Annotated in this window: 6 protein-coding genes and 1 pseudogene; 3 read left to right on the top strand and 4 right to left on the bottom strand. The window is 38.0% G+C overall.

All coding sequences use genetic code 11. From position 1 onward, the window contains the following. Positions 1–126: 126 nt before the first annotated feature. A pseudogene (locus FTU17_RS16455) lies at positions 127–315 on the bottom strand (helix-turn-helix domain-containing protein); the annotation flags it as partial. Positions 316–554: 239 nt separating this feature from the next. Here FTU17_RS16455 and prpB point away from each other — a divergent pair. Continuing rightward, positions 555–1439 carry a methylisocitrate lyase gene (gene prpB / locus FTU17_RS16450; protein WP_180114228.1) on the top strand — a complete coding sequence of 295 codons (885 nt, stop codon included), beginning with the start codon at positions 555–557 and terminating at the stop codon, positions 1437–1439. A 3-nt stretch (positions 1440–1442) separates the two neighbouring features. Then, positions 1443–2579 carry a 2-methylcitrate synthase gene (gene prpC, locus FTU17_RS16445; protein ID WP_180007804.1) on the top strand — a complete coding sequence of 379 codons (1137 nt, stop codon included), beginning with the start codon at positions 1443–1445 and terminating at the stop codon, positions 2577–2579. Between the two features lie 64 nt (positions 2580–2643). On the opposite strand, the gene FTU17_RS16440 is transcribed toward prpC, so the two are convergent. Both FTU17_RS16440 and FTU17_RS16435 read right to left on the bottom strand, forming a co-directional pair. Next, entirely contained in the window at positions 2644–3261 is a 618-nt protein-coding gene (locus FTU17_RS16440) for an aminotransferase (RefSeq protein WP_180041410.1), read from the bottom strand. Positions 3262–3339: 78 nt separating this feature from the next. Then, positions 3340–3816, bottom strand: a complete 477-nt coding sequence (locus FTU17_RS16435; RefSeq protein WP_180041411.1) for a CinA family protein — start codon at positions 3814–3816, stop codon at positions 3340–3342. A gap of 236 nt (positions 3817–4052) precedes the next feature. On the opposite strand from FTU17_RS16435, the gene FTU17_RS16430 reads away from it, so the two are divergent. Then, positions 4053–4283, top strand: a complete 231-nt coding sequence (locus FTU17_RS16430; RefSeq protein ID WP_078190858.1) for a hypothetical protein — start codon at positions 4053–4055, stop codon at positions 4281–4283. A gap of 436 nt (positions 4284–4719) precedes the next feature. On the opposite strand, the gene FTU17_RS16425 is transcribed toward FTU17_RS16430, so the two are convergent. Continuing rightward, positions 4720–5925 carry an alpha/beta fold hydrolase gene (locus tag FTU17_RS16425; protein ID WP_180136041.1) on the bottom strand — a complete coding sequence of 402 codons (1206 nt, stop codon included), beginning with the start codon at positions 5923–5925 and terminating at the stop codon, positions 4720–4722. Positions 5926–6306: the final 381 nt, after the last annotated feature.

Genomic DNA, 6306 nt, shown 5'->3' with positions numbered 1-6306 from the left:
GTTCAAATGGCGATTCAGCGTTTAATTGGTTTTGGGAAAAAAGAAGAGTTTAAGGAAATTTTGGCAATTTTAAGAAAGCAGAATCCTGATAGGATAAGGGTTCTGTGAAATTTGTCGTGTACAGAGAAAATATTTATAGATCGATGCTTTTGAACCACCTGCATGATTCACGATGTCATCTAATGAAACTGCATCAAAACCACGTTTTAAAAAAAGCTCCGTAGCACTTTCTAAAAGCGCAACACATCGTTCATGTCCGCGCCGCGTTTGTGGCTGGTCATGCGTTAGAGGTTCAATGTGTATTAAATCTTGCATAAAGTGATAATTTTTAACAAAAAAAGAGCTGATTTGACGATAATTATAGCAAAAAAATTAGTACTTTTCTGCTTTGCTTATAAATCAGAGATCTTTGACTAAAGAATAACAACAGATAGGTGACAAGTGAAATATTTGACTAAAGTTTTAGAGTTAATATTCTACAAAGCCATAGAGTTGGAAAAAAATATGGATATACTCAAACTTCGAAAATTAAAGTAAATGCCGTGGAAAGGAATATGACACAACAAACGTCTGCAGGCTTAAGATTTAGACAAGCATTGGAAGTAGAAAAACCATTACAAATCATTGGCACAGTAAATGCCTATGCAGCAATGATGGCAAAAGAAGTTGGCTATAAAGCCATATATTTATCTGGTGCAGGTGTTGCGAACTATTCTTATGGTTTACCTGACTTAGGCATGACCAGTTTAGACAATGTTTTGGAAGATGTTCGTCGTATTACTGAACGTGTAGATACGCCATTACTTGTCGATATCGATACAGGTTGGGGCGGTGCATTTAATATTGCCCGCAGTGTGAAGCAAATGATTGCAGCAGGTGCAGCAGCGGTTCATATTGAAGACCAAGTCGCACAAAAGCGTTGTGGTCACCGTCCGAACAAAGAAATCGTGTCACAACAAGAAATGGTTGACCGTATTAAAGCGGCTGTTGATGCAAAAACCGATTCAAACTTTGTAGTGATGGCGCGTACAGATGCATTACAAAAAGAAGGTTTGCAGGCAGTGATCGACCGCGCATGTGCATGTGTAGAAGCAGGAGCAGATGCGATCTTTGCTGAAGCAATGACAGACATCACCATGTACAAAACAGTCTGCGATGCTGTGGGTGTACCTGTACTGGCAAACATTACAGAGTTTGGTGATACCCCTTACTACACCAAAGAAGAATTAGGCGAGCAAGGCATTTCAATGGTGCTTTATCCATTGTCTCCGACACGTGCAATGCAAAAAGCGGCACTCGAAGTGATGCATGCAATCCGCAATGACGGTACACAAGTCAATGTACTGGATAAAATGCAACAACGAAAAGAACTCTATCAATTCCTCGATTATCACACTTTTGAAAATACCTTAGATAAATTGTTCACTGAAGGAAAATAAAAAATGGCTGAAGGAAAAGTACTCACGGGCGCAGGACTGCGCGGACAAGTAGCGGGTAAAACTGCACTTTCAACTGTAGGCAAAAGCGGTGCGGGCTTAACCTATCGTGGTTATGACGTTCAAGACTTGGCAGAAAACTGTCAGTTTGAAGAAGTTGCGTACCTGATTTTCTTTGGTGAATTGCCAACAACAGAACAATTAGCAGCATACAAAGCTAAACTCAAATCATTGCGTCAATTGCCACAAGCGTTGAAAGAAGTATTAGAACGTATTCCTGCGGACTCACATCCAATGGATGTGATGCGTACAGGCGTTTCAATGTTAGGCAACCTTGAAACTGAACAATCGTTTGAACAACAACAAGATGTTGCAGACCGTATTTTGGCAACGCTACCTGCGATCATTTGCTACTGGTACCGTTTCAGCCATGATGGTGTACGTGTAGAAGAAAACACCGATGATGATTCAATCGGCGCTCAATTCCTACATTTACTGCGTGGCGAAAAACCAAATGAATTGCACGAGCAAGTGATGAACGTATCACTGATTTTGTATGCAGAGCATGAGTTTAACGCATCTACATTCACAGCGCGTGTATGTGCATCAACATTGTCAGATATGCATTCATGCATCACAGGTGCAATTGGTTCACTACGTGGCCCATTACATGGCGGTGCGAACGAAGCTGCGATGGAAATGATTGAAAACTGGACGTCTCCAGAAGAAGCTGAACGTGAAATGCTCGGCAAACTTGAGCGTAAAGAAAAGATCATGGGCTTTGGTCATGCGATTTATAAAGACAATGACCCACGTAACGGCATCATCAAAATCTGGTCTGAACGCCTAGCGAAAGACGTTGGCGATACGGTACTTTATCCAGTATCAGTACGCTGTGAAGAAGTGATGTGGCGTGAGAAGAAACTGTTCTGTAATGCAGATTTCTTCCATGCATCGGCTTATCACTTCATGGATATTGCAACGAAATTGTTTACGCCAATTTTTGTAATGTCACGTGTAACAGGCTGGGCTGCACATGTAATGGAGCAGCGTGCGGACAATCGTATTATTCGCCCAAGTGCGGACTATACAGGTCCGGAATTACGTAAAGTTGTGCCAATTGCAGAGCGTTCTGCAGCATAATTTTAAGTGTAATAAAAAAGCCTCAAAAGAGGCTTTTTTATTATTTGTTATTTAATTTAACAATCTATTTGGTTAATAAAACTGGATCTTCAACGCTATATCCTGTTTCAAATGGAATCCCTAGATATTTAACAGTTACTAAATAAAAAGGCTTTTGCACTACACGATAAGTTTTAGAGATTTTTAAACCTTCTTTATAGGTCTCAGCCTTTTGTACAGCGCTTTTATACTGCGAATTTTTAACACGATATTGATAGGTCCATTTATCAATGGTTTCAGTGGGGTCATACCATGATTTAGCAGTGCCATTCATGGTTGTTAATAACTGTATTCGAGCATTATTGTTATTTACTGGTGTTAATTTGACTAAACGTTTTTTTATTTTCGCGATTTCTTTATCAAACTGGGTGCTGTCTTGATCGTAATCAATCCGTTTTGTCTTTGGATTAATATACAAAGACTTCACTGTAATTAATTGCGTCGGTTTTTGGCTATTTAATTGATAATAATATAATTGTGGTAAACGACCACGACCATCTTCAAAATGACGCATTAAATAGATTTTTTGGTCTTTTTTATCAAAACCTAAAACCTCAATGTTTTGAGGGCCGCCTACCGTCGCGAAAGCAGAGCAGGACAGTAGGGTGCTAATTGCGAATGCATTGAAATGACGTAGCTGCATTTTCTTGTCCTGTTGAGTAAATTCCTCAATACAGTATGCGATGCAAAATGATATTTAAATATGAAGATTATGTATGTTTTATTCTGCATTTAAGATGTCTAATACACTGTGAGCAACATTTTCAGTTAACTGATCTAGGCGTTCTAAAGCCGTACCCAAAATAAAATAATGATAATTATAGATACGACCATCATGTAAGATTGAAATATAAAATGTTCCTTCGGGTTTTTCTACGGTTGCACTGCCACCGGGTTTGAGTAATCCGGTGCAGGCCACCACGAAGTCCGCATGAAAAAATAGTTGTTGTCCTTGCTCAGCCATCGCTTGAGTCACTTCTGCGGATTCGGCCGTAAATTTTTCTATTAGTAGAGGATCTACTTTTAAAATTTCACGCTTGATCGATGGATCATAGCTGACAAGACCACCTAACAAGATATCTGCACCACTATTCTTATAAATTGAAAATTGGCTACATAAATAACCAGAGCTCGCACTCTCGATAAACGCGATAGTCATGGATTTTTGTTCTAAAGCATCGCAACACAGTTTAAGCATGTGCTTACCCCAAAGTAGAATGGTGAATGATCATTAGTATTCTTAAAATTTTAGCATTGATTTCGCTCGCCTGTAATTTCACTAAAAGTCTAAGTTGGTACTGTGTGTGTTGTGGAATTCACGAAAATAGCGTGATTGTTTAGAAGCTGTACGAAAATATGAAATAAAGGTTTCTTCGGAAGGGAAACGATGTTAAAACTTAAAATAAAGAGCGTAACAAAAGTAGGTTTATTTCAATGAAAACGACTGTTAAATATGTAGTATTAAAAAGCCTAGACTATCAATTGGGCACGCCACTTTTTCAAGAAGAATTAGACGCAGATAGCCTGTATTTTGATCAAATTCCGGCTGTAATTCAGTATCAAAATCATCAATTCAAAGTGAAAAGTAAAGAGTTAAAGCGTGTTTATTTGGCTGAAGAAAATGAAGACATGCAAACCATTATTGTGAAAGTACTTGCCGTTTAATTTCGATCAATTTTTAGTATTAAAAATACAGCTCTCATTGAGTTGGGAGCTGTATTTTTGTATTTGATAGACTCAAACTATAGATTAATCTAGATTTAAAGGAGATATATATTTTTAATGATCACTTGATCATATCGATTTAGCTATTCGACCAACAGCTATTTAATCCCCCAGATATTATTTAGTATAATTTATCTGTTTTTTCATGGGGGGAGACATGATGGACTTATTTAAATTTCTAAAAAGCTTTAATACAACGGGCACTTATCTTTTAATTTCAACTATTTCTTTGATTTGTTTAGTTGTGTATTTTTATTTTATTAATCCAAATTGATCTAGGCTGACAGCCAACATCTTTAGGTTTGAATAAAAAACTTAATAAATAAAATTACATAATGAATTTTCTATCAAAAATATTGATATAAAATTTTAAGTATTAGTTTATTGGGCAGGTATTTAAATACGTCTTATTCTCAATTGAGTGAATAAAGTTGTCGATTAAATATTCGCTTTGTTTGAGTGAATCACGATGGTCACCATTTTTAATTGGGTGAAAGGCTATGGGTTTATTTTCCTTGCAGACTTTTTGGTAATAAGCATGGACACCCCGATAATCTACCAATTGATCTTGATCACCTTGTACTAACAGTAAAGGTACCTGAGGTGTCATAAATTCGATCGACTGTTTTTTTAAATAACGGGTCAATGGCGTTAAATCTACATTGGGTTTAAAAACAGTTTTTGGCGATACTTTTAGTTCATTTTGTAGTTCTGATAAGCAGCGATTGCGAGCTTGATTGAGGATTTTCTGCATTTCTGGGCTGACAAAATCTTTTGCTGAAAGTGTAGGCTCTGCAGCTTCAGCACCTAACAGGACTATAGGTAAAAATGCTGCAACGCTCGGATCAATATTAGACTGATTTGCGACATATTCAGCAATCCTTTCATATTGGTAACCGCCGGGTGCCAATGCAATTGCGCCGCGTAAATTGAGTTCTGGGGCATTCTTTTGTCCAAACGCTGCTACGGTTAGGGAAGCAGCGCCGCCTTGACTGTGGCCCATGACATACCAGTTTTTACTCAATTTTACTGATTTTAATTGATGCATCGCACGGACTGCATCAACGACAGTGTGTAACTGACTTTGAGCATTCATATAGGGGTGGCCGCCTGGTGTACCTAAACCTTGATAATCCGGCGCAACGACTGCATAGCCACGAGCAAGCCAAGCGTTTAAAGCTTTGGCTGCAATTTGTTGGTATATGTGAACGGGTCCATCTGCATAATCACCCGAAGGGGCGCAGGTATCAGCTACACCAGTTGTACCATGTGCCCAAGCCAAAACTGGCCAGCCGCCCTTAGGGGCTTTACCCTTAGGTAATAGGACATATCCAGAAGCAACAATCGGTTCTGAATGAACACCTCGGCTTCGATAACTGATGATATATCGTTCTGCTGCATTACTAAAAAGATCAGGTGTTTGAGCTTGTATAGATAGTATTGTACCGGGTGTAAGGGCTGTTATATTGGCGATTTGACCTTCATTTATTCTGGAAGGTACAGGAGATGCAGTTGTGTATGTTGAAGCTAGACAAATACAGCTAGCAACCAATTTGAGAATAAAATGCTTAGTTTCCATTATGGGCACCGTCTTCTGTTCAAAAGGTTAATTTCAAATTTTCACGTTGTATCAATTATTCTATGAATTTTTAATATAGTGGCTAATCTGCATAAAATAAAGTTCGATGTTGAACTTACTTTTTGATTTAAAATGTAACAATTGTGGTGAATGAATATGAATTCACTCACATTGCTTATGCTGAAAATATAGTCTTTTGTTATTTCCTTTAAAACGGCTTTGTTGCACAAATATTTAAAAATTAAAATCTCCCATACTGAACCGTACCGGGTTTGTCGGAGACTCAGTATTCTGAGAGAATGTTCCGATGACCAAATTAAAATATACCCCTGAAATCAGAGAAAGATCGGTTCAATTATTGATTGAATCTGAAAAAGACTATCC

The sequence above is a fragment of the Acinetobacter sp. YH12070 genome (assembly GCF_013419625.1).
Classification (GTDB): domain Bacteria; phylum Pseudomonadota; class Gammaproteobacteria; order Pseudomonadales; family Moraxellaceae; genus Acinetobacter; species Acinetobacter amyesii.
This window is presented reverse-complemented; position numbering and strand designations above follow the sequence as displayed.